Genomic DNA, 25,758 nt, shown 5'->3' with positions numbered 1-25,758 from the left:
CCAGGCCGGAAGACGCATGTTGTCGTCGCCAAGCGCGGGTCAGCGCAGAGGTCGGGAGTTCACCGATCCGGAATTGCCGAACCCACCGTTTTCGCGAGACATTCATGAAAAAGCTTAAGATTGCTCATCAACTGTTCGCCCTTGTGGGCGTGCTCATGGCAGCCTTCGCCATCGCCACTTATTTCCAGATCAAAACGACCTCGCAGGCGATCTACGACGACCGCTTCGACCTTCTGCGTGCGCAGGTTCAGTCCGGGATCTCCATTCTCGACTCCTACTACCAGCGTGAAAAGTCAGGCGAGATGACGCATGAGGCCGCGCAGGCCGAAGCATTCAAGGTTCTCTCCAAGGTCAAGTTCGAACCGGCTGGCTACTTGTTCGGCTACGATTACGACGTCGTCCAACGCTTCCACCCGAAGCCGGACAATATCGGCAAGAACATGGGCGGGCAGGTGGACCAGAACGGCACTTATTTCAGCAAGGACATGGTCGCCAAGGGTCGGGCCGGCGGCGGTCGCACCATCTACTACTGGAGCAAACCCGGCCAGCCTGACGACAAGCTGTTCGAGAAGGGTTCCTACTCGGCCGCCTTCGAGCCTTGGCAGCTGGTCGTGTCCAGCGGCGTCTACCTCGACGACCTGCAGGCGCAGATCAATGAGGCGATCTGGAAGGCGCTCATTGCCTGCGCGATCATCGCGGTCGCCGGTATCGCTGCCGCCTTCTATTTCATCCGCGGCATCTCCAAGCCGCTGCAGGATGTGCATCAGGCGCTGGAAGCGGTTGCCGACGAGAACGTCGCGCTTGCAATCCCGCATGCCGACATGAACAACGAAGTCGGCATGATGGCAAAGGCGACGCAGTCGCTGCAGCAGAAGGTCAAGGAACGTCACGCTATGTCCGAGCGCGAGGCTGCCCAGCAGATGGCCCTCGACGGCGAACGCGAAAACAGTCAGCGCCTGCAGCGCGAGGAAACGGTCGCCCAGAACCACGTCGTCTCGACCATCGGCCAGGCATTGGAGCAGATCGCACGCGGCGACCTCACGGTGCGTTGCGCCGATCTCGGTCAGAAGTACGCAGCCCTCCGCGACAACTTCAACGACGCGCTATCGCACCTCGAAGCGGCGATGGCCAAGGTCAGCGCCAAGGGCGGCGACATCGCCGTCAGCAAGGAAGAGATCCGTCGCGCCTCCAACGATCTGTCGCAGCGCACCGAGCGTCAGGCCGCGAGCCTCGAGGAAACCTCGGCAGCGCTCGACGAGCTGACCGTTGCCGTTCGTCAGACCGCCGAAGGCGCCCATGAAGCGAGCAAGCGCGTCGAGGCCGTCAGCGGCGAGGCGAGCCGCAGCGATGCGGTTGTCTCCGAAGCGATCGAAGCAATGAGCGGTATCGAGAAGTCGTCGGCCGAGATCGGCAAGATTATCGGCGTCATCGACGACATCGCCTTCCAGACCAACCTGCTGGCGCTGAACGCCGGCGTCGAAGCCGCCCGCGCTGGCGAATCCGGCAAGGGCTTCGCGGTCGTTGCTCAGGAAGTCCGCGAACTGGCGCAGCGTTCGGCCGCCGCCGCCAAGGAGATCAAGGATCAGATCGCCCGCTCGTCAGGTCAGGTCGATCAGGGCGTTCGCCTGGTCGGCGAAGCCGGTGAGGCGCTCAAGCGCATCTCCGACCAGATCAAGGCCGCCAACGAGATCGTTGCCAAGATCGCCCACAGCGCCTCCGAGCAGGATACGACGCTGCGCTCTATCTCCTCGTCGATGAACCAGCTCGACGCCGCGACCCAGCAGAACGCCGCAATGGCGGAGGAAACCACTGCGTCGGCCGAGTCGCTGGCAACCGACACCGACGAGCTTCTCAACCTCATCCGCGGTTTCCGCGTCGGCAACAGCCAAGACTACAGCACGCAGGTTCGCCGCGCCGCCTGAGCGTAGGCAGCAATACAAATGAACGGCCGTCGGAGCGATCCGGCGGCCGTTTTTTACATGGAGGTCGCTAGGTAGTTTCAGGTGGCGCTGTTGGCCTCGTCGGCATCGAGCCGTGTGACCAGGGCCTCGATATCGCGGTCGGAGTAGACGGCAATGCCGGCCCTCCTCAGAAAAGCCGCTGTCACGCCGTTCCCCGTGTGCTTGTTTCCGGAGAACGTGCCGTCATAGACAAAACCCGAGCCGCATGAGGGGCTCCCATCGATCAGCAACGCATAGCGGCAGCCGGCCTCGGTGGCGAGGTCAAGCGCATTTTCGGCTGCCTGCTTGAACTCGTCGGTCACGTCGCCGCCGGTGATCTCGACGACGCGGGCGGTGCCATCAAGCACATCCTCGCCGGTGGCGCCGCCCTCGATTTCGGCCGGCGGACGCGGCACCGGCATTCCGGCGGACATCTCGGGACAGATGGTCACCAGCCGCCCTTCCTCGATCCAGCGCGCGATCGCCGGATGGGCGAGCGGCTTCGACTGGCCGTCATAGCGGACGGCATGTCCCATGAGGCAGGCGCTGACGAGAATCTTGTTCATGGCTTTGGCATAGCCCCAAGGACGTGATAGTTCCAGCCCGCTATCTGGCGCGATGAAGGGGAATTGGGTGCGGCGATGCATTGGCGCCAATAATTCATGACCGATCTTGCGGTCTATACCGGCCTTTTCCTGATGGCCTTTGCAGCAGCGACGATTTTCCCGATGCAATCGGAAGCCGGCCTTATCGCGCTTATCCTGGCAAACCAGCATCCGGTCTTCGCGCTGATTTTGGTGGCAACGATAGGCAACGTCCTTGGGTCGACCATCAACTGGCTGCTCGGGCTCGGAATCGAGCGGTTCCGCGACAAACGCTGGTTTCCCATCCGCCAGCCTGCGCTCGACAAGGCGCAGCGCTGGTATCGCCGCTATGGCAAATGGTCGCTGTTGCTGAGCTGGGTGCCCGTTATCGGCGATCCCATCACCATTGTAGCCGGCGTCCTGCGCGAACCGTTCCCGATGTTCCTGTTACTTGTGACCATCGCGAAGACCACCCGCTACGCGGTTCTCGCTGCCGTCACGCTCGGTATCGCGAACTGATGCCAGCGGAATTCCGTCCTTGAATCAAAATCTGAATAGGCGAAATTCTGCAGATGACGCCGGAGGTTAGGGCGCCATCCGCATGTCAAACCTGACGCGCGGATGCCTGGGGCTTAGCCGGAGATCTTCGAGAAGTCGGCGACAGTCCCGGTTGCTTCACGGATCAGGCGCAGCAGGGCAAGACGATTGGCGCGAATGGCGGCGTCTTCGTCGTTGACAAGCACGTCGTTGAAGAAGCTGTCGACCGGCGCGCGAAGCTTCGAGAGCGCCTCCATGGCCGAGCGGAAGTCTTCCTTCTCTACGGCAGCGGATGCCTCGGCGGAAGCCTTGGTGATTGCCGCGAACAGTTGCTTCTCGGCGTCGAGTCGGAACAGATTTTCCGAAACACCGTCAGCGACGACCGTGCCTTTCTTTTCTTCAGCAGCCAGGATCTGTGTGGCGCGCTTGGTGCCCACCAACAGGTTCTTGCCGTCCTCCGAGGTGATGAAAGCCGTCAGCGCTTCGACGCGGCGAGCCACCATCAGCAGGTCGTCCGTTTCAGGGGTCAGGACGGAATCGATAAGATCGTAGCGTGCGCCCTGATCGCGGAGGTAGACCTTCAGGCGATCGTGGAAGAAGGAGAGAAGGTCGAATTGGCGCGACAGGTCGTTGTCGTCAACGGCCTTGCCGATATCCGTATCGATGCGGCCCATGTGGCTCGTGATGCGCGGCAACAGCGTCAGGCGCACGCGGCGCTCCAGCAGGATGCGGATGACGCCAAGGGCTGCGCGGCGCAGTGCAAATGGATCCTTCGAGCCGGTCGGCTTCTCGTCTACAGCCCAGAAGCCGATCAGCGTGTCGAGCTTGTCGGCAAGCGCCACGGTGATCGCAACTTTGTCCTGCGGCAACTGGTCGGATGGTCCCTGCGGCTTGTAATGCTCCTCGATCGCAGTCGCGACAACTGCGTCCTCGCCCTGAAGAGCGGCATATTTGCGCCCCATGACACCCTGCAGTTCCGGAAACTCGCCGACAGCCTCGGTGCGCAGGTCGGCCTTGGCAAGCACGACGGCCCTGTCGACCAGCTTGTAATCGGCGCCGAGAGGGAATGCGACCTTTGCGGCCATGGCGCGGATGCGCTCCACCCGCTCGCCCTGCGTGCCGAGCTTGGCATGGAACGTCACACCGAGCGCATCGAGCTTCGCCATGCGCTGGTCGAGCGGCTTCTTGAGGTCGAGACCGAATTTCTTTGCTGAAGCCTCGAGCGTTTCGAGATCTGGAAGATCGCCCTGGTCGCGCTTCCAGAAGTGCAACGCGTCAGAGAGGCGCGCGCGCACGACCTTGCCGTTGCCGTGGATGATTTCCTTGCCGCCGTCGCTGGCCTCGATGTTCGAGACGAGGATGAACTTGTTCGACAGTGCGTCGCCGCCAACCGGCCGGGTCACGAAACACTTCTGGTTCGTCTTGATCGTCAGGCGGATGATCTCCGCCGGAATCGAGAGGTAGTCTTCCTCGAAGCTGCCCATCAGCACCTGGGGCCATTCGACGAGGCCTGACACCTCTTCGAGCAGCCCTTCGTCCTCGACCAGCTCCAGGCCGTTCGCAAAAGCGACGTCACGGGCATCGTGGAGGATGATGTCCTTGCGGCGTTCGCCATCGAGGATCACCTTGGCCTTTTCGAGGCTCGCGATGTAATCGCCGAAACGCTTGACGGTGATGGCGCCGGGCGCATGGAAACGATGGCCGTAAGTCACGTTGGAGGCGACGATGCCGTCGATCGAGAACGGAATGACGACAGTCTCTTCGTGTTCAGTGCCGAACGTGCAGACGATCGATTGCAACGGCCGGACCCAGCGCAGCGAGCCCGGCTGAGCGGAAGCCGCGCCCCAGCGCATCGGCTTCGGCCAGGGGAAATCGCGGATGATGCCCGGCATGACATCGCTGATGATCTCTTCGGCGGCGCGACCCGGCTTGGAGATGATAGCGATGTAGAAATCGCCCTTCTTCGGGTCGCTCTGGATCTGCGCCTCGGAAACGGAAGACAGGCCGGCGCCGCGCAGGAAGCCTTCGATCGCCTTTTCGTTGGCGTCGGTGCGGGGGCCCTTCTTCTCTTCGCGCACGTCGGCGGAGCGCGCCGTCAGACCGCGGATGTCGAGCGTCAGCCGGCGCGGCGTCCAGTATTCGCGCGCACCCTCGTAGGAAAGTCCTGCCTCGACCAGCGCATCGGTGACGAGCTTCTTCAAGTCGCCGGCAGCCTTGCGCTGCAGGCGGGCCGGGATCTCTTCGGAGCGGAGTTCTAGGAGCAGATCTGGCATGTCACTTTCCTTGCCTTCCCCAGGGAAGGCGCCACAAAGGCGGGGCTAAAAACGGTCGCCTCTGCTAGCAAAGAATGGCGCATCTGCACAACCGCAAAAACGGCCGCCATCCGTGCTATGTTGCTGTGGATAGCAACGTCGGGCATTGCCTTGCCGTTTTCCGTCGCTATTGTCCCGCGACTTTTGTGAAACGCAGGAACTCCCATGGCCGCTGATCTTCGTTCGCTCGCCGCTGTCATCTCTTCCGAAATCAACGCCCGGCCGGATCAGGCCAAGGCTGCGATCGAGCTGCTGGACGAGGGGGCGACCGTGCCCTTCATCGCCCGCTACCGCAAGGAAGTGACGGGTGGGCTGGACGATACCCAGCTGCGCAATCTGGCCGAGCGGCTGGTCTATCTGCGCGAACTGGAAGCCCGCCGCGACACGATTGTCGAGTCCATCAACGGCCAAGGCAAGATGACCGACGAGCTGATGGCGAAGATCGCCAAGGCGGGCACCAAGGCCGAGCTTGAGGATCTCTATCTCCCCTACAAGCCAAAGCGCCGCACCCGCGCCGAGATCGCCCGCGAACGTGGCCTTGGACCGTTGGCCGAAGCCATCCTCGCGGATCGCTCAAAGGAGCCCGCGACGCTGGCGGAAGGCTTTATCAGCGCCGATGTGCTTGATGTGAAGACGGCGCTTGAAGGCGCACGCGACATCGTCGCCGAAGGTATTTCGGAAAACGCCGACCTGCTTGGAAAGCTGCGCGCCCACATGCGCAGTGCTTCCTTGCTGAAGGCGAAGGTCGTCGACGGCAAGCAGGCTGCGGGCGAAAAATTCTCCGACTATTTCGATCATTCCGAGCGCTGGGCGACGGCGCCCGGCCATCGCGCGCTTGCCATGCTGCGCGGCTGGAACGAGGAAGTGCTGACGCTGACAATCGAGGCCGATGCCGAGACCGTATCGCCGAACAAGCCGGTCGAGCGCATGATCGCCGCCGCCTACGAGATCCGCAGCAGCCGTCCCGGCGATCGCTGGCTGATGGAGGTGGCGAGCTGGACCTGGCGCGTCAAACTCTCCATGTCGCTGTCGCTCGACCTGATGCGCGAGCTGCGTGAACGCGCCGAGGAAGAGGCGATTCATGTCTTCGCCCGCAACCTCAAAGACCTGTTGCTGGCCGCCCCTGCCGGTTCGCGCGCCACGATGGGCCTCGATCCGGGCATCCGCACAGGCGTCAAGGTTGCCGTCACCGACGCAACAGGCAAAGTCGTCGCAACTTCGACCGTCTATCCGTTCCAACCGAGAAACGACGTGCGCGGCGCCCAATTGGAGCTCGCCTCGCTGATCCGCAAGCACAATGTCGAACTGATCTCGATCGGCAACGGTACCGGCAGCCGCGAGACGGAAAAGCTCGTCGCCGACATGCTCTCCGATCTGCCCGCACCGAAGCCGACCAAGGTGATCGTCTCGGAAGCCGGCGCTTCGGTTTATTCCGCATCCGAAACAGCGGCGCTTGAGTTCCCGAACCTCGACGTGTCGTTGCGCGGTGCCGTCTCCATCGCCCGTCGTTTGCAGGATCCGCTGGCCGAGCTCGTCAAGATCGAACCGAAGTCGATCGGTGTCGGTCAGTATCAGCACGACGTCGATCAGCAGAAACTGTCGCGCTCGCTCGACGCCGTTGTCGAAGACGCGGTGAATGCCGTTGGTGTGGATCTCAACACCGCGTCCGCGCCGCTGCTGTCGCGCGTCTCCGGCCTGGGCGCCTCGATCGCCGAGGCGATCGTCAAACACCGTGACAGCGAAGGCCGCTTCGAGAGCCGCCGTGACCTGCTGAAGGTCGCCCGTCTTGGCCAGCGCACCTTCGAACAATGCGCTGGCTTCCTGCGCATTCGCGATGGCAAGGAGCCGCTTGACGCCTCCTCGGTTCACCCGGAAGCCTACGGTGTCGCCAAGAAGATCGTCGCTGCCTGTGGCCGCGACCTACGTTCGCTGATGGGCGACAGCGCTGCCCTTAAGGCCGTCGATCCGCGCCAGTTCATCGACGAGAAATTCGGCCTGCCGACGGTGAAGGACATTCTCGCCGAACTGGAAAAGCCTGGCCGCGACCCACGCCCGAGCTTCAAAACCGCGACCTTCGCAGAAGGCGTCCATGAGATTTCCGACCTGGTGCCTGGGATGATGCTGGAAGGTACGGTCACCAACGTCGCGGCCTTTGGCGCCTTCGTCGATATCGGCGTCCATCAGGATGGCTTGGTGCATGTCTCGCAGCTTGCCGATCGCTTCGTCAAAGATCCTCATGAAGTCGTGAAGGCGGGCGACGTGGTGAAGGTTCGCGTCGTCGAGGTCGATGCCAAGCGCAAGCGCATTGGCCTGTCGATGCGAAAGGATGACGGTTCGCAGGCTCCGGCGCCGCGTGGCGAGTCGCGCGGAAATCAGCCGTCCCGTGGTCAGAACGACCGCCGCTCGGCTCCGGCAAAGCCAGAGAGCCAGGGAGCTTTCGGCGCCGCGCTGGCCGAGGCGATGAAGCGAAAATAAGCGCTTAGCCATCGAATTTGCAAAAATGTCACACTTTGGCGACCATGTTGCCGAGGTGTGAAATACGGCGCTTGTAAGGCGGCAGAGAGGTACTAAGTTGATTGGACCATCCTGTCACAATGCGAGGCCTTGCTTATGGCGTCGGCTTTCTTATCGATCGTCCAAAAACTCATCCGTAAGGGTAATCTGAGACTGACTCTCGCCAGCGGCGAGACGCATATGGTTGGCGACGGCACCGGTGAACTGGTTGTCGTTCGCATGGCCGATGAAGAGGCGGAACAGCTGATCCGCCGCGACCCCACCCTGAAACTTGGGGAAATGTTCATGGAGGGCCGGTTCATCCTCGAACAGGGCAACATCTACGATTTCCTGGCGATGGTGAAACAGAATACCACCAACGAGATCTTCGATATCCCGATGGCGGCCCTACTGATCGGACGCATTGCCCTGCAGCAGCTGAAAAGCCGCATTCCGATCAACCGCAACAGACGTAACGTTGCCCACCATTACGATCTGTCCGAAAAGCTCTTCGAACTCTTTCTCGACGAGGATTGGCAATACTCCTGTGCCTACTACAACCCGCCCGGCATCAGCCTGGAGGAGGCGCAGGTCGCCAAGAAGCGGCACATCGCCGCGAAGCTTCTGCTCGAACCGAACCAGCGCGTTCTGGAGATCGGCTCCGGCTGGGGTGGCATGGGCATGTACCTGGTGGAATCCACGCCAGGGCTGGAGCTCACCGGCATCACGCTCAGCAAGGAGCAGCTGAAGATCTCGCGGGAGCGTGCGCAGAAGCGCGGCCTTGCCGATCGCGCGCGCTTCGAGCTGCAGGATTACCGCACGATGACCGGCAGGAAGTTCGACCGGATCGTATCGGTCGGCATGTTCGAGCATGTCGGCATCGGCAATTTCGGCAAGTTCTTCAAGAAGGTGCATGAATTTCTTGCCGATGACGGCGTCATGGTGCTGCACTCGATTGCGCGTCCGAAGCCGAGTTTCGCGACCAATGCCTTCATCGAGAAGTATATCTTCCCGCAGGGCTATATCCCGTCGATCGGCGAGACGCTGCCGTTCATCGAAAGTGCGGGGCTGCTGGTTCGCGATGTCGAAGTGCTACCGCTGCATTACGCCTACACATTGCGCCACTGGCGCGACCGCTTCGTCGCGCGAAAGGCCGACGCGGTCGCGCTCTACGACGAGCAATTCTTCCGTATGTGGGAGTTCTATCTCGCCGGATCCGAGATCGGCTTCCGCTGGGACGAACTATTCGTCATGCAGATCCAGATTTCCAAGAACCAGTATTCGACCCCCGACAATCGCGACTACATCGCGGCGAACGAGGCAAAGCTGAAGGAATTCGAGGCGACGCGTCCGCCGCTCGAAAAGGTCATTCTCTGACCCAGATCAAAGGGCGCGGCAAGGACCGCGCCCTTTCAATTTCGGAGCCTGATGGCAATGGCAAACACCCTTCCGGAAATCTATCTTGTCCGTCACGGCGAAACCGAATGGAGCCTGTCCGGACGACACACTGGCCGCAGTGATATCCCGCTCACCGAAAACGGCGAGGTGGCCGCGCGTCAGGTCGGTCCACGTCTTGCGGGCAAGAGCTTCGCGGCCGTCTGGTCGAGCCCGTCGCAACGCGCCCGCAACACCTGCGAACTTGCCGGTTTCGGAGTTGGCGCGATTGTCAAGGACGATCTGGCTGAATGGGACTATGGCGACTACGAGGGCGTCACCAGCAAGGAAATTCATGCGACCCGACCAGGCTGGCAGCTGTTTCGCGACGGCTGCCCGAACGGCGAGGCGGCGAACGACGTTGGTGCGCGGGCTGACCGGATCATCGTGGAACTGCGGCAGGCCAATGCCGCCATCCTGATCTTCTCCAGTTCGCACTTCCTGCGCGTCCTCGGGGCCCGCTGGCTCGGGTTGCCGCCGGCGGACGGGGCGCGGTTCATTCTGGACACGACGAGCATCAGCGTTCTCGGCTACGAGCACGACCTGACGGAGCCGGTCATCCGGCGCTGGAACGGCATCTAGGAATACGACTTTGACGAGCAGTCTCGACTCAGATTGAGTGCGTACCCAGAAGCACAAGGGGGAAGGCGGGATGCTACGCGAGACGTTCGGCATTATCGGCAGAAACTGGTCCATGTATCTGGTCGTCGTCATTGCTGTCGTGGCGATTGCGGTATTCGACGAAGTTTCGGGCAAGACGACGTCGAGTGGCGCGACGACGTTCATGTGGAGCTATCTCGCTATGTGCGTCCAGGGCGCGGTGATCTACTCCTGGTCATTCGCCGAGATCGGAAAGCGTGCAGGCTTCGGAAGGACGTTTCCCTATTTCCTCAAGACGCTGGCGCTGTTGATTGCTGCGCTCGGGATCTCCCTGCCGATCTTCATGTTCTTGCCGTCGGGATTGGACATATCGGCAAGCGTGCTGATTTACACCTTCGCTGCGCTGATCGCCTATGCACTGGTGCTGTCGTTGTTTGGAACCTGGCCGGTCTCAAGCATTACCGGTGTCGGCACATCGCTTTTGGATGCGCTCCGACGCGGCGTCTCGCGACTGGTGTCGACGTTAGGTCGTCTGATCGCCGCGATCGTTCTGCCAGCGGTTTTGTCGATCCTGCTTGTTGTGCTGGCGTCTCACCTTTCGATCTCGCCATTGCTGCTGATCGATGGAAAGCCGAACGTCGTTATGCTTGCAATCTCGGCGATTGCGGCATTCCTTCAGGCGCTCAGCGTCAGCTACGCTGCGGTTGCGCTTGCCCGCATCTACCTTTCCGGCGAGCAGGGGTCTGTAGAGTTTGGCGCTGCGGCCGCATGACGGCTTGACCCGCGCCTTGACCGATCGCTAGATGGCGTCATGCAACAGATCGGCGGAATAAACGGGCGCGTTGCGGATGCGCCTTCGAACAACTGGGTATACCGGATCTTGCCTCCGTGGCTCTGGCCTTATGCGCAGCTTGCGCGCTGGGATCGGCCGATCGGTTGGCAGCTCTTGATGTGGCCTTGCTTCTGGTCGGCGACAATGGCTGCCAATGCCGCAGCCACTCTCGGCCAGTTTTCTGGCGGCCAGCTGGTTTTCCATCTCCTTCTCTATTTCATCGGTTCAGTCGCGATGCGCGGGGCAGGGTGCACATACAACGATCTCGTCGACCACAAGATCGACATGGAAGTGGCGCGAACTCGTTCGCGGCCGCTGCCGTCGGGTCGGGTGACGCGCACCCAGGCCAAGGCGTTCATCGTCCTGCAGGCGCTGGTTGGGCTGCTGGTCGTGCTGCAGTTGAACTGGTTTGCCGTCATCCTCGGCGTCCTCTCGCTCGCCATTGTGGCACTTTATCCCTTTGCCAAGCGCTTTACGGATTGGCCGCAGTTCTTCCTTGGCCTTGCCTTCTCCTGGGGTGCCTTGATGGGCTGGGCCGCGATTTTCGGGAGCCTCTCGCTGGCGCCTATTTTCCTCTACGTCGCCTCGGTGGTCTGGACGATCGGTTACGACACCATCTACGCCCATCAGGACAAGGAGGACGACGAACTGATCGGCGTTCGTTCCACCGCGCGGCTGTTCGGCGACAAGACGAAACAGTGGCTCGTCGGCCTCTATGGTCTGACCCTCGTGCTCGCCTTCTGCGCCTTCCTGGCGGCAGGTGTCGGACTGTTCGCCTATCTCGGCCTGCTCATTGCCGCCGGTATGTTTGCGTGGCAAATCGTAACGCTGGATATCAACGACGGCGAGCAATGCCTGGCCCTGTTCAAATCCAACAATCGCGTCGGACTGATCATCTTTGCCGGCCTTTTCTTGTCGCTGCTCTTTGTCTTGCCTTAGGCCAAGATACGGAAGACCAAGACGAAAAACCCGGCACAATGGCCGGGTTTTCGGTTTTGGCAGATCGCCCCGCTCAGCTGCGGGCGATGATTTCCTTGCCTTCGATCTTCATGGCGACGCCGAGCTTGCCTGTCGTGCGACGCACGAGGAAGCGCGGGCGGCGGTTGGCGAAGTAGGAGTGGCGGCGGCGCGGCTTCAATGCGCTGGTCCGCAGGTCGCCGAGATGTTCTTCCAGTGGACGGGCAATGCCATCTGCCTCGACCATCAGCATCGGAATGCGGAAGGCTTCCGACCAGCTGCGCCAGTCGGCGGCAATATCCGCCAGGTCGTGAGCGACCAGAAGGGGTACGCAGAGCTCCGGATCTTCGTGGTGAAGCTCCAGGGTTACGGTGACCTCGCCGTTGCCATGGTCGATGGCGCGGGCGGCAACGCCCTTGAAGGCGCGCTTGGGAAGTGCGATCGAAAGCGGCAGGCCGCTCGAGGGGAGAACCTTGCGCAGGATAGCGCCACGTTCGTCGATCGTTATGCTGACGTCACTTGTGGAGTCGTGGATGGCGTAGCTGACCTGTTGGGGAAAGCGAGACGGATCGAGACGCAGTGTCGTTCCAGCCCATACGGGCTTCATAACGGTGTTGTTCATGTTCATTCTACCCTTGTCTTACCTGAGAGCCGGTTTCCGGTCTTCTCCTCGGGGCTTTTCGCCCTCTATGGCTCGACAATAGGCGCCGCCTGTTCGAGACAGCTTAAAAATCGCGGTTAAGAAAACTTTGCCTCCCTGGATGGTTATCAAAACCGAAGCCGGCAAGGTTTCCGGAGGGTGAACGCCGGCTGTCTCATATTGCAACGCAAGATGGGTAAGTCTCGGGTAAGCTTTTTATCGCAAAATGGCGCAGAACCACTCTGTCATACTTTGAAGACTTTGCCGGAAAAGGGCGTGTTATGATCTCTGCTTCGATGGCCTACAACATAGTGTCGGGGAACATGAAGCAGAGCCTCGATCGCGTTGCCTCCCAGGCCACGGTCAAGCGCGACGCCGACTACTACAAGGACAACATCAACAAGGTCAAAGACGTCGACGATTTCCTCGGCAACTACAGGCTCTACAGCTATGCGATGAAGGCCTATGGCCTCGACGACATGACCTACGCCAAGGCCTTCATGAAGAAAGTCCTGGAGAGTGATCTGACCGATGCCGGCAGCTTCGCCAACAAGCTGACCGATACGCGCTACAAGGAATTTGCCGCCGCGTTCAACTTCAATTCGCCGGCAGCGGATGCGCAAAGCGACGCGCAGGAAGACGATCTGATCGGCCTCTACACGCAGTCCTTTGCCGACGAGAGCAAGAATGCGGCGACGGAGACCGACTACTACGGCAATGCGATCGATGCAGCGCAGGATGTCTCGGATATCGTCGGTGACAGCCGTGTCCGTACCTATGTCCTCAAGGCCTACGGCATTGATCCTACATACGTCTCCAATGACTTCTTGACGCAGGTTCTAACCAGCGACGTCAACGATCCGAACAGCTTCGTGAACGTCAACGGCAACGAAAAATATCAGGCGCTTGCTGCGCAATTCAGTTTTAATGCCGATGGCACTGTCAATGGCGCGGCGCAGACCGCTGCCCAAAAGGACGCCGTCATGGAACAGTACAACTTGACTGTTCCGTCGATCGTCACCCCTGCCGCAGCGGACTACAACAAAGCCTACTACCTGTCCAAGATCGGAGCGATCACCAGCGTCGACGATCTTCTCGCTGACAGCCGCCTAACGTCCTACATCAAGACGGCCTTCGGCATGTCTCAGGATTTCAGCACCGCAGCGCTGAGACTCGTGCTGACCGATGCCAGCTACGCGACGTCTCTGGATCTCAGCGAAGCCAATCAGGCGTTCAACTTCAATTCCGACGGGACGATCAACGGCGCGGCGGCGTCCTACACGGCGCAGACGCCCGATCAGATAAAGACCATGGGCGACCTGGCCGCCTCGGCGACCAGCTACTACCAGTCCACGATCGTTAACATCACCAACGTCGACGATCTCGTCGCCGACGCAGGGCTGACGCGCTATATCAAGGATGCCTATGGCATACCGCAGACCTTCAGCGATGCCGATCTCAAGAGCGTTCTCACCGACGCAACCTATGCCGCCAGCCTTGGCTATGATGCGGTCCATTCGGCTTTCAACTTCCAGGCAGATGGCAGCGTACCGGATGACGTCAATGCGCAGACCTCCGCTCAGGCGCGCGTGACCAGTTCAGGCGCGCGCTCCAACCTCGATTACTTCCAGAGCACGATCGGCACGATTTCCAATGTCGACCAGTTGATCGCGGATACGAAGCTGACCAGCTTTATCAAGTCGGTCTACCAGATGCCGGCCAATATCAGTGATGCTGATCTCAAGAACATCTTGATTGATCCCAGCTTCGCTGCCGCTCAGGGCTTCAGCAATGTCAACGCAGGCTTCAGTTTTGCTGCCGATGGCTCGGCCGCGGCCGCCTCCGGTCCGCAAAGCGCCGAACAACTGATGAACACCACCGACAGCTATTCGGTCCGCTATGACGACGCACAACAAGAGGCCATGGACGCGGCCGTCGCCAATTACAAGGAGCGGATGAGCGACGACAACATCAAGAAAGTGGACGATTTCCTCCGCTCCAACGCGACGGCGGATCTCGACAACAGCAACGATGGCTTGCCGGATCCCTATCAGATGGCGCTGCGCGCCTACGGGCTGACGGAGCAGGACGTGCCGCGTTCGACACTGCGCAAGTTGCTGAAGAGCGACCCCTATGATCCGAACGGCTATGTCGCCTCGTTCAAGGACGAGCGCATCACCAATCTCGTCCGCGCCTTCAACTTCGGCAGCGACGGCAAGATCACGTCGGAAGTACAGGCACTGTCACCCGCCGTCATGGCCAAGTATGCGACGAACTACAAGTCGCGTGCCACCTTGGGAATGGACGACGGCTCGATCAAGGACAAGGCTTCGAAAGACGCGACGAAGGCCGTCGATGATTTCGCCAAAGGCATGGCCGAGGTAAAGTCGCTCGATGATTTCCTGAAGAATGACAAGCTGACCAGCTTCGTGCTGAAGGCGAACGGTCTCGATCCGAAAAAGTACGACGACGAAACCTTGCGGAAGATCTTCACGTCGGATCCGTCCGATTCCAAGAGCTATCTGAATACAAAGGCAGACTCCAAGTTCAAGGAAATCGTTGCCGACTTCAACTTCGATACCGCCGGAGACCTGACACGCGCCAAGATCGGCGCCGTTCAGAATGTCGGCGCCGAGGATCGGACCCAGACGAACTATCTTCAGCAGACTCTCGAAACGCAGCAGGGTGAAAGCAACGACGGCGTGCGTCTTGCTCTCTATTTCGCCCGCAAGGCTCCCGACATAACCTCGCTCTACAGCATCCTCGGGGACAAGGCGTTGTTCCAGGTCATCACAACCACCTTCAGCCTGCCGAGCGGTATTTCCAGCATGGATGTCGAGAAGCAGGTCGATCTTCTGAAGAAGTTCGTCAATCTCGACGACCTTCAGGATTCGAAGAAGGTCGACAAGCTGTTGAAGCGGTTCACCGCAATGTATGACCTGCAGAACAATTCCAACAACTCACCGGCGCTCAGCATTCTGACCGGCGGCACATCGGGCTGACCGCCTTAGCAGCGACCTCCTCTAGTCGACGTTGACGACCTTTCCGGGATTCATGATGCCGGCCGGGTCGAAGGAGCGCTTGATCCTGCGCATCAGTTCCATTTCGATCGCCGGACGGATCGATGCCAGCTCATCACGTTTCAGCTGGCCGATCCCATGCTCGGCGGAAATCGATCCGCCATGTGCCAGGACGAAACCATGGACAATATGGTTCATCTCGTGCCAGCGCTCAAGAAAAGCCTGCTTGTCCGCGCCGACGGGCTGGGAAATGTTGTAATGAATATTGCCGTCGCCCATGTGGCCGAACGCGCAGATGCGGGCGCCCGGCATCGCAGCCATGACGGCTTCGCCGGCCTCGTGCATGAAGGCCGGGATCGCCGAAACCGGCACGGAAACGTCATGCTTGATCGATCCGCCCTCCGGCTTCTGCGCCTCCGACATGCTTTCGCGCATATGCCAGAGCGCCTTCTGCTGAGCGACGGAAGAGGAGATCGCCGCGTCTTGAACCAACCCGGTCTCGAAGCCTTGCTCGAGCAGCGCCGTCATCATCCGCTCGGCCGTCTCGGCGGAGTCGGACGTGGAAATATCGACGAGCACGTACCAGGGATGCGCCGACTCCAACGGATCGCGTACTCCCTCGATATTGCGCGCGGTGATTTCGACGCCGAAACGCGGCATGAGCTCAAAACCGGTGAGCGAGGTGCCGCAGAGGCTGGACGCAAGGTTGAAGAACGCAAGCGCATCCTCGACCGAATTGAGCCCGGCGAATGCAACCTGCTTGCCGAGCGGTTGCGGAAAGAGCCTCAGCACCGCGCCGGTGATGATGCCGAGCGTGCCTTCGGCGCCGATGAAGAGGTCGCGCAAGTCGTAGCCGGTGTTGTCCTTCTTCAGGCGGCGCAGCCCATCCCAGATCTCGCCGGTCGGCAGCACCACCTCGAGGCCGAGGCAGAGGTGGCGCATGTTGCCGTAGGCAAGCACGGCCGTGCCGCCGGCGTTGGTCGAGAGATTGCCGCCGATCCGGCACGACCCCTCGGACCCAAGCGATAGCGGAAACAACCTGCCATGCGCTTCTGCCGCCTTCTGCACCTCGGCAAGGATCGCACCGCCATCGGCGACGAGAACGTTGGCCACCGGATCGACATCGCGAACCTTGTTCATGCGTTCGAGCGAGATGATGATATCGGACTTGCCTTCACGCGGGGTCTGGCCGCCGACGAGGCCGGTGTTGCCCGTCTGAGGCACCACCGCGGTGCCGGTTTCGCTCGCAAGCTTCAGGATTGCCGACACCTCTTCGACGGAGCCCGGCTTCAGCAGGAGAGGCGAGGAGCCATGGTAGAGGCCGCGGTTTTCGATCAGATGCGGCGCGAGATCCGCTTCGCTGCGGAGGGCATGTTTCTCGCCGACGATGGCGGTGAAACGGTCGAGAAGTTCGGGGGAAACGCTGCTCATCGAAACTCGGTCCTTCTTGTTATTCTCGTGGGGCGGCGGCCCGGCGCAGCCGGTCGTTGATGGCCTCGCCAAGTCCTTCGTCGGGAATTGCCGAGAAGGCGATTGTCACAGCGCCGCTGGCATCGGCTCTTTTCATATAGTCGAACAGGTTCGCCGCCGCTTCGGCAAGATTGCCGTCGTGGCTGAGATTGAGAACGATCCTGGCATCATCGGCGCCGGCAACTGCGGTCTTGCCAAACGCAATCAACGCCTCGCCAGCATCGACGTGGGTTGCGTCCAGTCGGACAGTTGCACCCGGAGCGTAGTGGGACGCCAACATTCCTGGTGCCTCGATGGCTGCGGACGCTTTCCGGGATCGCAGAAGCTTTTGACCGGCCACGCGTTCGATCTCCGAGGCTGGCAAACCGCCTGGCCTGAGCAGCCGGACCTTGCCATCCTCGACCTTGACGATCGTCGACTCGACACCGACGGCGCTCGCACCGGCATCGAGGATCAGTCTGATGCGCTCGCCGAGATCGGCATCGACATGGTCGGCGCTGGTCGCGCTGATCTTGCCGGAAGTGTTGGCGCTGGGCGCTGCGAGCGGTCGCCCGAAGGCGCGGATCAGCTCGCCGGCAAAGCCCTTCGGAACGCGGATACCAACCGTGTCGAGACCTGCGGTCGCCAGGGAATGAATGGCGCTTCGGGGCTTCAGCGGCAGCACGAGCGTCAGCGGGCCGGGCCAGAAGGCTTCGGCCAGCGCGCGTGAAACCGGGTCGAACTCCGCATAGTCTTCGGCCATGGCAAGATCGGCCATATGGCAGATCAGTGGGTTGAAGCGCGGGCGGCCCTTGGTCTCGTAGATGTGGGCGATCGCCACCGGGTTTGTGGCATCGGCGGCGAGGCCGTACACCGTCTCCGTCGGGATCGCGATCGGAAACCCTTCGCTAAGCACCGCGCAACCGACCTTGATGGCCTCTTGCCTGTCCTTCGTGATGTCGATCGATCGTGCCATGCGCTGCCCGGATTGCTGTCCGGCAGTCCTTATGCTTTCCCAGCGGCAGGATCAATATCAGAGCTATGCTCCGATCAGAGTTGGCGAATGATCTCGCGCAATTGTTCGTTGCGCGCGCCAAGTAGAAGTACGTTCTTGATGGCGACCTGCGGATCGTCGGTGCGGAAAAGTATGCCGTTGCCCCGCACCGAGCGGTCGATCGTCATCTTTTCCGGTGTGTGTTCGCCAGGCTTGATGGCGACCGCGAAGTACATGCGCGAATATTTGACATCGATCCTGTCAAAGAAATTGTCGTTGTCGCCGATGTCGGCGTAGAAATTCGCAATGTAGAAGGCCCAGCTGACCTCCTCGTAGCGGGCGAATTTCGTCCGCGACGCCGTTACATGGCAGTAGCCGAGATGCGGGCTGTCCCGCAGCGTCCGATGGAACAGCATCTTCGGAAACTGGATCGAGCGGTGGAAGCCGTTGATATTCTGATGCGTCTTTTCGCCGGCATTCTCCAGCGTGCGGCCGGTCCTCTCGGCGACTTCGTCATGCGTGAGATACCGCCGTTCTTCGGCGAGCCAGTGCGCCCGCGTCCGTGTGATTTTTCCGGTACGCAGGAATTCCGAATGCGAAGCGGCCGGCGTCGCGTTGCGGGCATTGAGGCTATTACTGGCGTCGAAATAGCGAAGCTTCGCCATGGTACGTATCCGCATGCGTGTCTGATGTGGCGAGGATAGGCAATCATGCTTAATGGTGTGTTAAACGCTGCCTCCATCGCGGATCGACAAGATCAGGGCCAGGTAGCTAGGTCGCAATTGCGACAGCGGTGGTAACACTACGTCGAAATCCCAAGTGTGAATTGGCTTGCGCTGATGTCGTAATTGACCTTTGTTGCCGGGAACGAGGCAAGCGGAAGCGGAATGATGCAGCCGATTCCTGGCTCCTTTGCTGCCTGTCGTCATTTTCGAAGCCGATGTCGCTTTACAACCAAGCGCCGCGGGCCGGCGGTGGTTAAATGCCCTTCAAGAAAATCTCCTGGAGAGGGAGCGAAGCTTCCGGCGGCTCTCGCCTTCGACCTAAGCGGCGGCCCAACTATACGAGGATGTGCAGATGGATATTCGCAACAACGTATTGCGGCAACTCAAGGCCCGCCGGGAAGGCTTCAGTCTCGAGCAGCCATTCTATATCGACGAGGATTATTTCAAGCTCGATATGGAAATGATCTACTACCGCGATTGGCTCTTCATGGGCCACGATTGCGAGCTGCCGAAAGCCGGTGCTTATTTCACGGTCCAGATCGGCCAGTATCCAGTCGTTATCGTGCGCGGACGAGACAACGTCATCCGTGCCTTCCACAACAGCTGTCGCCACCGTGGCTCGCGTGTCTGCACCAAGGAGCACGGCTCGTCCGTTCGTCTAGTGTGCCCGTATCACCAGTGGACCTACGATCTCGATGGCAAGCTCGCGTTTGCTCGCCACATGGGCGATGATTTCGACAAGACCGGCTATGGCCTGAAGCCCGTCCATTGCGAGAGCTTCGGTGGCTATATCTTCATCTGTCTCGCCGAGAACGCGCCGGACTTCCAGCCGATCCGCGACATGGTTGCGCCCTATATGCTGCCGCATCGCCTGAGCGAGGCGAAGGTCGCTTTCCAGAGCACGATTATCGAAAAGGGCAACTGGAAGCTCGTCTGGGAAAACAACCGCGAATGCTATCACTGCGCGGCCAACCACCCCGAACTCTGCCGCACCTACCCGGAAGCGCCGAGCGTCACCGGCACGGATGGCGGCGCCGACGATCCGGAAATCGCTGGACATTGGGCACGCTGCGAGGCCGGAGGCCTGCCGAGCAAGTTCCAGATTTCTCCGGATGGCCAGTTCCGCACGGCTCGCATGCCGTTGATCGAGGATGCCGAGAGCTACACCATGTCCGGCAAACGCGCCGTCAAGCTGCCCCTTTCGGAGGACGTGACGCTTGATCGCATCGGCACGATGCTGCTGTTTCATTACCCGACGACCTGGAACCACATTCTCGGCGACCACGCGATTTCCTTCCGGGTGCTGCCGCTCAGCGCCAACGAGACCGCGGTCACGACGAAGTGGCTTGTGCACAAGGATGCCGTCGAGGGTGTGGATTACGATCTGGCCGAACTTACCCACGTCTGGACCGAAACCAACGATCAGGATCGCCGTATCGTCGAGGAGAATGCGTTCGGCATCCACTCGCCGGCCTACGAGCCCGGCCCCTATTCTATGCTGCATGAGGGCGGCGTGATGCAGTTCCTCGAATGGTATTCGAACTTCATGGTCAATCGCCTGCAGGGCGATCAGGCGAAGCTCTCCGTCGTCGCCTGATCTGCTGAGAAAGCTACCTCCCGAGTGGCCTCGTCTCCCTGTGAGACGGGGTCTTTTTTTTGAGAGCGCGCCTCAGAAGTCGCGACGAGCTCGGACCACTTGGCTCTGTGGTATCGAAGAGCTGACGATGGGATCCGGGGCAAGAGCTGCGATGTCCATCGCCGGCCTTGCGCGCGGTTCCATCTCGATCTTGGCGAGAATGAGCGGCGGGTCGGGTTCGCGCGCCGGCAGAAGGTTGCCGCGCGCCCATATTTTTGCGAGTTCCGCCCGGCTCATCGGCGCGACGTTGACATCGATGTCGGTCAGCGTGCCCGGTACGCGATACGGACAGCGGCGCTTGCTGCAGTTCGTACCGGATGAGAACTGCCACATCAGATAGTTGTCCCAGTTGCCCATCGGGAACACACCCTTCACATCGGGCTTGTATCGCGCATACCAGATCGGCAGCCGCGCCAGCACGGGATAGTCGTTGCGGTAGGCTGCGATGTAACGGGCAGTGTTGTGGTTGGTATAGAGAACCGGGTAGCGTCCGGTTCGCGCCCTGATATGACCGGCGAATATCTGCGCGTCCTCCAACGACATGAATTTCTGAGGATCGATCCCCTCGAGGTCGAGAATCATCATCTCGTCGTCCTTGGGATCGGCGTATTCAAGGAAATGGTTGGCTTGGTCGACGGGATTTCCCGGTCGTGCAAGGTGATAGGAGCCCCAGAGAAGGCCCGCCGCCCGTGCCACAAGCCGCCGCGTCTGGAACAGTTCGCGGCTCACCGCATATTTGCGCCACATGGTCTTGCAGTGGGCGACCGTGTCCCCGGCATGGTCGCCGGTGCAGGAGAAGCTCTCCGGAAGTCCGTCGGAGGCCTTCGAGATGAAGGCGGCGATACGCTTGTCGGAAAGCAGAGAATTCCAGTCGATCGTGTTTAATTCATACGCGTCGACAACGAGCGCGTTGTTGGTGTTCTTCCAGGGAAGCGTGTCGGCAGAGGCGGCCTGCGTCGGTGCCCCCGCGGTAAGCGCTGGAACCACCAAGCGAAGCAGAAGATTTCTCCAGGATTGCCTCATGGAGTGAGCGTGATGAAAGGCGGTTAATGCCCGGTTAATCCGGGATCGCTTAAGAACGGAAAGTCGCGCCAACGTCATGAAAACCGGTCATTGGAACGTTTTCATAGCCTTCGCGTTATCGTGCGCGCGTATTCCAACCTGGAAATGGAGATTCCATGACTGGATTTTTTAAGAAGATAGCGATTGCCGTTATTTCCCTTGTCACGCTGGTAAGTGGCTATGCACCCTTGCAGGCGATGCAGATGCCAGCCTTGCCGCAGGTTGAAAAGTCCGGTGACATTCAGGACGTCCAGTATTGCCGAGGCCCGTACTGCCGCCCCGGCTATCGCCCCGGATACCGTCCGGGCTACTATCCCGGCTACCGCCCTGGCTACTATCCGGGTTACCGCCCAGCTTATCGCCCAGCCTATCGGCCTGGCTGGTACGGTGGCTACCGTGGGTATCCCTACTACCGAAACGGCTACCGTTACTACAACGGCTATTGGTTCCCGCTTGCGGCCTTCGGCGCCGGTGCTGTAATCGGTGGCGCTATCGCCTCGCAGCCGACCTATGTGGCGCCTCCGCCCGCCGCTCCACTCGCTTCGAGCCATGTCGCCTGGTGCGAAGCGCGCTATCGCTCTTATCGTGTCTACGACAATACCTTCCAGCCATACAACGGCCCGCGCCAGCAGTGCGTTTCTCCGTATTGAGTGAAGCTGGATACAACTCAAAAGCCCGGCAGCGATGCCGGGCTTTTTGCGTTCAGAGAATGCGGACGCGCTTCAGCAGCCACCATGCCAGCACGATCGAGGCGATGATCAGCGCCACTGCATATTCGGTGCCGCCGCTCCCTTCGGCAAAAGGCAGGTTGGTGGTGTTCATGCCAAAGAAACCCGTCACCAACGTCGGCGGCAGCAGGAAGGCTGTCATGATCGATAGAATGTAGAGGTGACGGTTCGTCTCGGACGACAGTTTCGAGTCGATTTCTTCATGCAGCAGGCGGGCGCGGTCTTGCAGGGCATAGATGTCGTGGTCGACCGTTTCGAGGCGGCTCGTCAACCGTCCGGCAACATCATCGAAGCCAAACGGCATTTCGTCGTCATGCGAAGCGGCGGCGCGGCGCATCAGGGCGAGCACCGTTCTCAGGTGCCGGTGTAACCGAACGACCGTGCGACGGACGGGCGCGAGCCGCAAGCGTTCGTCGCGCGGCGCTGCGTCATAGACGAAATCCTCGATGGCATTGAGCTCCTCGGTCATCTCCATCACGATCGAGATCAACGTACGCTGGAACTCGATCACCAGGGTTTCAAACAGATCGACAGGCCGTTCGAACTTCTTGGGGTTCTTCTCGACCATGACGCGAACGCGCTCGATGCTGCGCAGCGGCTGCAGCCGGGTCGTGATGATGAAGCAGTCGGAGATCGCAAAATGCAGCCAACCGAGATCGGCTGTTTCGCGATCGAACTCACGTTGGCAGTCGACGAGGGTGCCGTAGAGCATTTGTTCGTCCACGGTAATGGCCGCATGCGTATCGCGCGTGACCAACGCTGCCTTGGCATCGTCGCTTAAGCTCTCGATCGTATCGAGCAGACCGGGAACCCTGGCGTCGGCCAGGTTGAGATGCAGCCAGTAGAAGCCGCCGCCGTTCGTCAGTTCGGTCTGCGGCGCGCTGTTTGCGAGCCGCATTGCCTTGCCGCCGTCCGTCGGAAAGCGGTAGGCCCACACGAGTCCCGGGATGGTGACGGGCAAAGTATCCATTGGTGCGCCGGTCCTCTTGCGATGGCGGTATGTGTCCTTAGAGATTCTCTATGACGGCTGTTTGTGCAAGTGCGCAATACTGCCGATACCATACTCCCCGCCGGATTGTTGCCGGAAGTTTAAAATTGACGTTTACGTAAAAATCAATTAGCTCTGCCGATGGAGGTGCCGGAGGGCTTTGCGGCTCGAGGGCCTGCAATGCGAGGAGGTCAAGAATGTACAAAGCGCCTGTCGATGAGATTGCGTTCACGCTGAAGCACGTTGCCGGATTGGGGAACGCGCTCGACGCGGGTTTGCTCGGCGATCTTGGAGAGGATCTCGTCGATGCGATCCTTCATGAAGCGGGACGATTTGCCACAGATGAAGTGGCCCCGCTCGCGGAGATAGGCGACCGCCAGGGGTCGCGGCTGGTGGATGGAAAGGTCGTGACGCCGGATGGCTGGCGCGATCTCTATCGGAACTGGAGCGCCGGCGGCTGGAACGGACTGACGGCACCTGAAGAGTTTGGCGGGCAGGCGCTGCCGCACATGCTGAACGTCGCGGCGCTGGAGATGTGGAACTCCGGCTCCATGGCCTTCGCGCTCTGCCCGACGCTGACCATGGGGGCAATCGAGGCTATCAACAGCCATGGTTCCGACGAACTCAAGAATACCTATCTCGCAAAGCTTGTCTCCGGTGAATGGACCGGCACGATGAACCTGACGGAGCCGCACGCCGGCTCCGATCTCGGCGTGCTCAAGACCCGTGCCGAGCGCCGGGACGATGGTACCTACCGCATCTTCGGCCAGAAGATCTTCATCACCTGGGGCGAGCACGATGCGGCCGACAACATCGTTCATCTGGTCCTAGCCCGCCTGCCGGATGCACCAGCAGGGACGCGCGGTATCTCACTGTTCCTGGTGCCGAAGTTCCTTGTCAAACCGGACGGATCGCTTGGCGCCCGCAACGATCTCTTCGCGCACTCTTTGGAACACAAGCTCGGCATCCACGGCTCGCCGACCTGCACGATGATCTATGGCGATGGCAAGTTCGGCTCCGAGAAGGGCGCGATCGGCTGGCTGGTCGGCGAGGAGAATAAGGGCCTCGCCTGCATGTTCACGATGATGAACAACGCCCGCCTTGCCGTCGGCATGCAGGGCGTTGCCGTTGCCGAGGCAGCGACGCAGAAGGCGATCGGCTACGCCAAGGAGCGTACCCAGGGCAAGGCACCCGGGTGGACCGGTGGTGGCATGAGCCCGATCATCGAGCATCCCGATGTCGTCCGCATGCTGCTGACGATGAAGGCGCTGACCCAGGGCGCCCGGGCGATTTCCTACGCCTGTGCCCACGCCATCGACATGTCGCATCGCGCCTCCGACGGAAGGCCGCACTGGCAGGAGCGCGCTGCGCTGCTGACCCCGATCGCCAAGTCCTTCTCGACCGATGTCGGCGTCGACGTTGCCTCGCTCGGCATTCAGGTGCACGGCGGCATGGGCTTCATCGAGGAAACGGGCGCTGCGCGTTACCTGCGCGATGCCCGCATCGCGCCGATCTATGAGGGCACCAACGGCATTCAGGCAATCGATCTGGTCACCCGGAAACTGACACTCTCCAACGGCGATCAGGTCCGCGGTTTCATCGCCGAACTGAACGAGATTGCCGATCAGGTCCGCCATTCCAATCTCGAGGGCTTCGGCGCGACGGCAAACCAGCTCGATGCAGCGATAACCGACCTCGGCGAAGCGACGGACTGGCTGTTGGCGAAGGTTGGCGATGGCAAGACGACTGAGGCGTTAGCCGGCGCGACACCCTATCAGCGTCTCTTCGGCCTCGTCCTGACCGGCTGCTACCTTGCCAAGGGCGGGCTCGCACCGGCGCAGGATGGTGGCGCCGAGCGGCGGATCGCGCTCTGCCGCTTTGCTGCGGAAAATCTTCTTTCGGAAGTTACGGCGCTGAAGGACTGCGTCACCAACGGCGCCGCAAGTCTCGCAGCCGCCAAAATCATTCTTGCCTGAGGAACCATCATGACAGAGCACGTCATCGTCGAGCAGGATGCGGGGCATCCCGGCATCCAGATCATCCGTTTCAACCGGCCGGAAAAGAAGAATGCCATCACCCGGGCGATGTATCGAAAGATGGCGGATGCGCTGAGCGCAGCCAATGGCGACACAGGAATTCGCGCGACGGTCTTCCTTGGCACCGAAGGCTGCTTCTCCGCCGGCAACGATCTCGGTGATTTCCTGGCTGCTGCAATGGGTGGGGCCATGCCGCGGGAGATCGTCGAGTTTCTCTATGCCATGGTCCGCTCGGAAAAGCCGATCGTCTCCGGCGTGGACGGCCTGGCGATCGGGATCGGCACGACGATGCACATGCATTGCGACCTGACCGTCGCCTCTGCGCGCAGCCAATTTCGCACGCCGTTCGTCGATCTCGCTCTTGTCCCGGAAGCAGCGTCCAGCCTGCTTGCGCCGCGCATCATGGGACAGCAGCGTGCCTTTGCGCTTCTGGCTCTCGGCGAAGGCTTCTCCGGCGAGGAAGCGCGGGAAGCCGGACTCGTCTGGAGGCTCTGCGCGACCGATGAAGTCGAAACCACGACGCTGGCGACCGCTGCAAAGCTTGCAGCCAAGCCGCCCGAGGCACTGAAGATCGCCCGCGACCTGATCCGCGGCGACCTGGAGGAAATCATCGCCCGCATCGACGATGAGGCACGCCACTTCTTCGAACGCCTGCACAGCGCCGAAGCGAGGGCGGCCTTCGAAGCCTTCATGCGGCGTTGACGGGGAAAAATTCGAATTCCGTAGAATTTTAAGTCAGTTTTAAATGCCCCTCTAATATTAGGGGCTTGACGGCGCGCCGATGTCGCGGT

Annotated in this window: 20 protein-coding genes; 12 read left to right on the top strand and 8 right to left on the bottom strand. The window is 60.7% G+C overall.

Going from position 1 to position 25,758, the window contains the following annotated elements; translation table 11 throughout:
• The first annotated feature begins 104 nt into the window (after positions 1 to 104).
• On the top strand, positions 105 to 1,922 hold the full coding sequence (locus tag FHT97_RS03580) for a methyl-accepting chemotaxis protein (protein WP_183859973.1): 1,818 nt from the start codon (positions 105 to 107) through the stop codon (positions 1,920 to 1,922).
• A gap of 77 nt (positions 1,923 to 1,999) precedes the next feature.
• Here the strand turns inward: FHT97_RS03580 and FHT97_RS03575 are convergent, their stop codons facing one another.
• On the bottom strand, positions 2,000 to 2,506 hold the full coding sequence (locus FHT97_RS03575) for a DUF523 domain-containing protein (RefSeq protein ID WP_183859971.1): 507 nt from the start codon (positions 2,504 to 2,506) through the stop codon (positions 2,000 to 2,002).
• A 96-nt stretch (positions 2,507 to 2,602) separates the two neighbouring features.
• On the opposite strand from FHT97_RS03575, the gene FHT97_RS03570 reads away from it, so the two are divergent.
• Positions 2,603 to 3,043 carry a YqaA family protein gene (locus FHT97_RS03570; protein WP_183859969.1) on the top strand — a complete coding sequence of 147 codons (441 nt, stop codon included), beginning with the start codon at positions 2,603 to 2,605 and terminating at the stop codon, positions 3,041 to 3,043.
• A gap of 113 nt (positions 3,044 to 3,156) precedes the next feature.
• Here FHT97_RS03570 and glyS read toward each other — a convergent pair whose 3' ends face one another.
• A complete protein-coding gene (gene glyS, locus FHT97_RS03565) occupies positions 3,157 to 5,334 on the bottom strand; it encodes a glycine--tRNA ligase subunit beta (protein WP_183859967.1) in 2,178 nt (725 codons plus the stop codon).
• Between the two features lie 204 nt (positions 5,335 to 5,538).
• Here glyS and FHT97_RS03560 point away from each other — a divergent pair, with 204 nt between their 5' ends.
• The 5 genes from FHT97_RS03560 to ubiA all read left to right on the top strand — a co-directional run bounded on the left by FHT97_RS03560 (position 5,539) and on the right by ubiA (position 11,671).
• On the top strand, positions 5,539 to 7,848 hold the full coding sequence (locus FHT97_RS03560) for a Tex family protein (RefSeq protein ID WP_183859965.1): 2,310 nt from the start codon (positions 5,539 to 5,541) through the stop codon (positions 7,846 to 7,848).
• A gap of 135 nt (positions 7,849 to 7,983) precedes the next feature.
• Positions 7,984 to 9,243: a cyclopropane-fatty-acyl-phospholipid synthase family protein gene (locus FHT97_RS03555; protein WP_183859963.1), complete on the top strand. Its 1,260-nt coding sequence runs from the start codon at positions 7,984 to 7,986 to the stop codon at positions 9,241 to 9,243.
• A 57-nt stretch (positions 9,244 to 9,300) separates the two neighbouring features.
• Positions 9,301 to 9,882 carry a histidine phosphatase family protein gene (locus FHT97_RS03550; protein ID WP_183859961.1) on the top strand — a complete coding sequence of 194 codons (582 nt, stop codon included), beginning with the start codon at positions 9,301 to 9,303 and terminating at the stop codon, positions 9,880 to 9,882.
• A 70-nt stretch (positions 9,883 to 9,952) separates the two neighbouring features.
• Positions 9,953 to 10,672 (top strand): hypothetical protein, encoded by a 720-nt coding sequence (locus tag FHT97_RS03545; protein ID WP_183859959.1) that lies wholly within the window; start codon positions 9,953 to 9,955, stop codon positions 10,670 to 10,672.
• A 39-nt stretch (positions 10,673 to 10,711) separates the two neighbouring features.
• Positions 10,712 to 11,671: a 4-hydroxybenzoate octaprenyltransferase gene (gene ubiA / locus FHT97_RS03540; protein ID WP_183859957.1), complete on the top strand. Its 960-nt coding sequence runs from the start codon at positions 10,712 to 10,714 to the stop codon at positions 11,669 to 11,671.
• A gap of 73 nt (positions 11,672 to 11,744) precedes the next feature.
• Here ubiA and FHT97_RS03535 read toward each other — a convergent pair whose 3' ends face one another.
• On the bottom strand, positions 11,745 to 12,311 hold the full coding sequence (locus FHT97_RS03535; protein WP_016552966.1) for a DUF6101 family protein: 567 nt from the start codon (positions 12,309 to 12,311) through the stop codon (positions 11,745 to 11,747).
• Between the two features lie 299 nt (positions 12,312 to 12,610).
• Between FHT97_RS03535 and FHT97_RS03530 the strand changes: the two genes are divergently transcribed.
• On the top strand, positions 12,611 to 15,331 hold the full coding sequence (locus FHT97_RS03530) for a DUF1217 domain-containing protein (protein ID WP_183859955.1): 2,721 nt from the start codon (positions 12,611 to 12,613) through the stop codon (positions 15,329 to 15,331).
• A 21-nt stretch (positions 15,332 to 15,352) separates the two neighbouring features.
• Here the strand turns inward: FHT97_RS03530 and FHT97_RS03525 are convergent, their stop codons facing one another.
• From FHT97_RS03525 to FHT97_RS03515, 3 genes are all read right to left on the bottom strand, one after another.
• A complete protein-coding gene (locus FHT97_RS03525; RefSeq protein WP_183859954.1) occupies positions 15,353 to 16,780 on the bottom strand; it encodes an FAD-binding oxidoreductase in 1,428 nt (475 codons plus the stop codon).
• Positions 16,781 to 16,799: 19 nt separating this feature from the next.
• A complete protein-coding gene (locus FHT97_RS03520; RefSeq protein ID WP_183859952.1) occupies positions 16,800 to 17,774 on the bottom strand; it encodes an L-threonylcarbamoyladenylate synthase in 975 nt (324 codons plus the stop codon).
• A 74-nt stretch (positions 17,775 to 17,848) separates the two neighbouring features.
• Positions 17,849 to 18,457, bottom strand: a complete 609-nt coding sequence (locus FHT97_RS03515) for a DUF6656 family protein (protein ID WP_183859950.1) — start codon at positions 18,455 to 18,457, stop codon at positions 17,849 to 17,851.
• A 412-nt stretch (positions 18,458 to 18,869) separates the two neighbouring features.
• Here FHT97_RS03515 and FHT97_RS03510 point away from each other — a divergent pair, with 412 nt between their 5' ends.
• Positions 18,870 to 20,114 (top strand): aromatic ring-hydroxylating dioxygenase subunit alpha, encoded by a 1,245-nt coding sequence (locus tag FHT97_RS03510; RefSeq protein WP_183859948.1) that lies wholly within the window; start codon positions 18,870 to 18,872, stop codon positions 20,112 to 20,114.
• 72 nt (positions 20,115 to 20,186) lie between these two features.
• On the opposite strand, the gene FHT97_RS03505 is transcribed toward FHT97_RS03510, so the two are convergent.
• Positions 20,187 to 21,176, bottom strand: coding sequence for a GH25 family lysozyme (locus FHT97_RS03505; protein WP_183859946.1), 990 nt, complete (start codon positions 21,174 to 21,176; stop codon positions 20,187 to 20,189).
• 155 nt (positions 21,177 to 21,331) lie between these two features.
• Between FHT97_RS03505 and FHT97_RS03500 the strand changes: the two genes are divergently transcribed.
• Positions 21,332 to 21,865, top strand: a complete 534-nt coding sequence (locus FHT97_RS03500; RefSeq protein ID WP_183859944.1) for a BA14K family protein — start codon at positions 21,332 to 21,334, stop codon at positions 21,863 to 21,865.
• Positions 21,866 to 21,917: 52 nt separating this feature from the next.
• Here FHT97_RS03500 and FHT97_RS03495 read toward each other — a convergent pair whose 3' ends face one another.
• Positions 21,918 to 22,913 (bottom strand): transporter, encoded by a 996-nt coding sequence (locus FHT97_RS03495; protein WP_183752309.1) that lies wholly within the window; start codon positions 22,911 to 22,913, stop codon positions 21,918 to 21,920.
• A gap of 215 nt (positions 22,914 to 23,128) precedes the next feature.
• Here FHT97_RS03495 and FHT97_RS03490 point away from each other — a divergent pair, with 215 nt between their 5' ends.
• Together FHT97_RS03490 and FHT97_RS03485 are read left to right on the top strand one after the other, a co-directional pair.
• On the top strand, positions 23,129 to 24,907 hold the full coding sequence (locus FHT97_RS03490) for an acyl-CoA dehydrogenase (RefSeq protein WP_183859942.1): 1,779 nt from the start codon (positions 23,129 to 23,131) through the stop codon (positions 24,905 to 24,907).
• Between the two features lie 9 nt (positions 24,908 to 24,916).
• Positions 24,917 to 25,669, top strand: coding sequence for a crotonase/enoyl-CoA hydratase family protein (locus tag FHT97_RS03485; protein ID WP_183859940.1), 753 nt, complete (start codon positions 24,917 to 24,919; stop codon positions 25,667 to 25,669).
• Positions 25,670 to 25,758 lie beyond the last annotated feature (89 nt).

It is taken from the genome of Rhizobium sp. BK399 (assembly GCF_014194695.1).
GTDB lineage: Bacteria > Pseudomonadota > Alphaproteobacteria > Rhizobiales > Rhizobiaceae > Rhizobium.
Note: the sequence above shows the minus strand (reverse complement) of the source record. Positions and strands in the feature narration are given on the sequence as shown.